This window comes from Streptomyces roseochromogenus subsp. oscitans DS 12.976 (assembly GCF_000497445.1).
Classification (GTDB): Bacteria; Actinomycetota; Actinomycetes; order Streptomycetales; family Streptomycetaceae; genus Streptomyces; species Streptomyces oscitans.
This window is the reverse complement of the sequence record NZ_CM002285.1, coordinates 2541274-2544430: the sequence shown is the minus strand read 5'-3', so window position 1 is coordinate 2544430 and position 3157 is coordinate 2541274. Positions and strand designations below refer to the sequence as shown.

Sequence of the window (3157 nt, the reverse complement as noted above, 5' to 3'; positions counted from 1 at the left end):
GGCCCCGGCCGCCGCCACCGACGCCAGCAGCCGCGCCAGTTCGCCCGGCACACCCAGCAGGTCCTTGGCGCGCCAGTCGGCGAGGGCGCGCTCAGCGCCGGCCAGGTCGGCCAGCGCGTCCTTCTCGCCGGCCGGAACGGTCGAGGCGGACGCGGAGGCCGAGGACCGTGCGGGCGTGGGCGCCGTACCGTCCGTGAACGCCAGGACATGCGCCGCGACCTGGGCGCGCAGCGGGCGCAGCCGCCCGGACAGCCCCGGATGGGCGGCGAGGACGGCGTCGTACCGCTCCAGCAGCCCCTGGCTGTCCCGCGCCGCGCGCGCGCGTTCCCGGGCCGTCACCGACGCGCCCCCGCTGTCGCCGGAGTCCGGTTCGGCCGAGCAGCCCACCAGCAGGGCGGCGCCGGCGGCCGAGGCGAGCAGGGATCTTCTGCGCGGACCCGAGGGGGTGCGCGGCGGCGGGGGGTACGGCACGGCTGACGTCCTCGGAGGCTCGTACGAACACACGGGCGGGAGGGCAGCCCGCAGTGATCACGGTACCCGCGCAGTCCCTCGCTTCATGTCACCGGCTCCGACAGCCGGCCCAAGGGGCGCGCGGAACGGTGAGACCCGCCACCATCTGCCCGCACCCGCCGGCGAACCACAGCCACCCGGGCCCGTAGGCGCTCCGCCCGCCCGCCGGTGGGCAGGACGCAACAGTCCTCGCGACCGGATACCCTTTGACCAGACACGCGACCCATCCCACAACAGCACACGCGGCCGAGGAGTCACCCGGATGAGCACCACCCAGAGCGAGAGGCTGCGAGAGCTGCTGGAACCGCTCGTCACGTCCCAGGGACTGGATCTCGAAGAGATCGCCGTGGACTCCGTCGGACGCAAGCGGGTGCTGCGTGTGGTCGTCGACTCCGACAGCGGAGCGGATCTGGACGCCATCGCCGATGTGAGCCGTGCGCTCTCGGCGAAGCTGGACGAGACCAACGCGATGGGCGACGCGGCGTACGACCTGGAGGTCGGCACCCCCGGCGCGGAGCGCCTCCTCACCGAGCACCGGCACTTCGTGCGCGCCACCGACCGGCTCGTGAAGTTCCAGCTGGCCGAGGGCGGCGAGCTGGTCGCGCGGATCCTCGACGTCGACGAAGAGGGTGTGGACGTCGAGGTCCCCGGAGTCAAGGGCCGCAAGGCGACCACCCGCAGACTCGGCTTCCCGGAGATCGCCAAGGCGCGCGTGCAGGTCGAGTTCAACCGCAAGGACGAGAAGGTCGAGAAGGACATGAAGGAAGAGGAGGAGGCGTAGCCGTGGACATCGACATGAGTGCCCTGAGGGGCTTGGTTCGGGAGAAGGAGATCTCCTTCAACCTGCTGGTCGAGGCGATCGAGTCGGCCCTCCTCATCGCCTACCACCGCACCGAGGGAAGCCGCCGACACGCGCGCGTGGAGCTCAACCGGGAGACCGGGCATGTGACCGTGTGGGCGAAGGAGGACCCCGAAGACCTCGAGGAGGGCCAGGAGCCCCGCGAGTTCGACGACACCCCCTCCGGCTTCGGCCGGATCGCCGCCACCACCGCCAAGCAGGTGATCCTGCAGCGGCTGCGCGATGCCGAGGACGACGCGACGCTCGGCGAGTACGCGGGCCGCGAGGGCGACATCGTCACCGGCGTGGTCCAGCAGGGCCGCGACCCGAAGAACGTGCTGGTCGACATCGGCAAGCTGGAGGCCATCCTGCCGGTGCAGGAGCAGGTGCCCGGCGAGACCTACCCGCACGGCATGCGCCTGCGTTCGTATGTCGTCCGGGTGGCCAAGGGCGTCCGCGGACCGTCGGTCACCCTCTCCCGCACGCACCCCAACCTGGTGAAGAAGCTCTTCGCCCTGGAGGTGCCGGAGATCGCCGACGGCTCGGTGGAGATCGCCGCGATCGCCCGCGAGGCCGGCCACCGCACCAAGATCGCCGTACGGTCCACCCGTTCGGGCCTGAACGCCAAGGGCGCCTGCATCGGCCCGATGGGCGGCCGGGTGCGCAATGTGATGGGCGAGCTGAACGGCGAGAAGATCGACATCGTCGACTGGTCGGACGACCCGGCGGAGATGGTGGCGAACGCCCTGTCACCCGCTCGGGTGAGCAAGGTGGAGGTTGTCGACCTCGCCTCCCGCTCCGCCCGGGTGACCGTGCCGGACTACCAGCTGTCGCTCGCGATCGGCAAGGAGGGCCAGAACGCCCGCCTCGCCGCCCGCCTCACCGGCTGGCGCATCGACATCCGCCCGGACACCGAGCAGCCGGCCGAGTAATCGGGCGGCCGGGTGGCCAGGCAGCCGGGGCGGCTGCCGGGTGCTGCCGGGTGCTGCCGGGAATAGATCCAAGCCGCAGGTCGCTTGGTTTACGACAACAACCGTTCGATCTTTCCCCCGAAGGGGTGAGGTCGGTGCGGGGAGGTAGACTTAACCGTGTCTGGCCGGACGCACGCCCGAGCATGCCCTGAGCGCACCTGTGTGGGGTGCCGGGAGCGGGCGGCCAAGAACGATCTCCTGCGGATCGTGAGGATCGAGGACGCATGCGCCCCCGATGCTCGCGGTACGCTGCCCGGCCGGGGTGCCTATGTACACCCCGCCCTGGTCTGTCTCGACCAGGCGGTACGCCGTCGGGCGTTCCCGCGGGCACTGCGCGCCCCGGGGCCGCTCGACACAAAGGCGTTGCGCCGATACGTCGAGCAGACAACAGTTGCCGAGCAGGCAACACCGTAAGACGAGCCGTACGGAACCCCGTGCGGCCTGGTACCTCGCGAGTCGAAAGCAGGTCGAGATTGCGATGAGCACTCGATGAGTACGCGATGAGTACGCCCATGAACTAGCGACGGTCCGGCTTCAACCCGGACCTCAAAGGAGCGAAGTGGCTAAGGTCCGGGTCTACGAACTCGCCAAGGAGTTCGGTGTCGAGAGCAAGGTCGTCATGGCCAAGCTCCAGGAACTCGGTGAATTCGTCCGTTCGGCGTCTTCGACCATCGAAGCGCCGGTTGTACGCAAGCTGACCGACGCCTTCCAGGGCGGTGGCAACGGCAAGTCCGCCGGCAAGCCCGCCCCGCGCAAGGCTTCCCCCAGGCCCGCCGCGCCCTCTCCGGCGCAGGCGGCACGTCCGGCTGCCCCGAGGCCGGCAGCCCCCAAGCCTCCG

Annotated in this window: 5 protein-coding genes; 4 read left to right on the top strand and 1 reads right to left on the bottom strand. The window is 70.7% G+C overall.

Features of this window, described 5'->3' with window-relative positions; genetic code table 11:
• On the bottom strand, window positions 1-471 hold a 471-nt coding region (locus M878_RS60825; RefSeq protein ID WP_023546368.1), incomplete at its 3' end, for a hypothetical protein.
• 301 nt (window positions 472-772) lie between these two features.
• Between M878_RS60825 and rimP the strand changes: the two genes are divergently transcribed.
• From rimP to M878_RS47585, 4 genes are all read left to right on the top strand, one after another.
• Window positions 773-1291 carry a ribosome maturation factor RimP gene (gene rimP, locus M878_RS60820; RefSeq protein WP_023546367.1) on the top strand — a complete coding sequence of 173 codons (519 nt, stop codon included), beginning with the start codon at window positions 773-775 and terminating at the stop codon, window positions 1289-1291.
• A 2-nt stretch (window positions 1292-1293) separates the two neighbouring features.
• Window positions 1294-2280, top strand: a complete 987-nt coding sequence (nusA, locus tag M878_RS60815) for a transcription termination factor NusA (RefSeq protein WP_023546366.1) — start codon at window positions 1294-1296, stop codon at window positions 2278-2280.
• 156 nt (window positions 2281-2436) lie between these two features.
• Window positions 2437-2733: a YlxR family protein gene (locus tag M878_RS94075; protein WP_078630253.1), complete on the top strand. Its 297-nt coding sequence runs from the start codon at window positions 2437-2439 to the stop codon at window positions 2731-2733.
• A gap of 145 nt (window positions 2734-2878) precedes the next feature.
• The coding region (locus M878_RS47585; protein ID WP_031224706.1) for a translation initiation factor IF-2 N-terminal domain-containing protein at window positions 2879-3157 on the top strand (279 nt) is incomplete at its 3' end.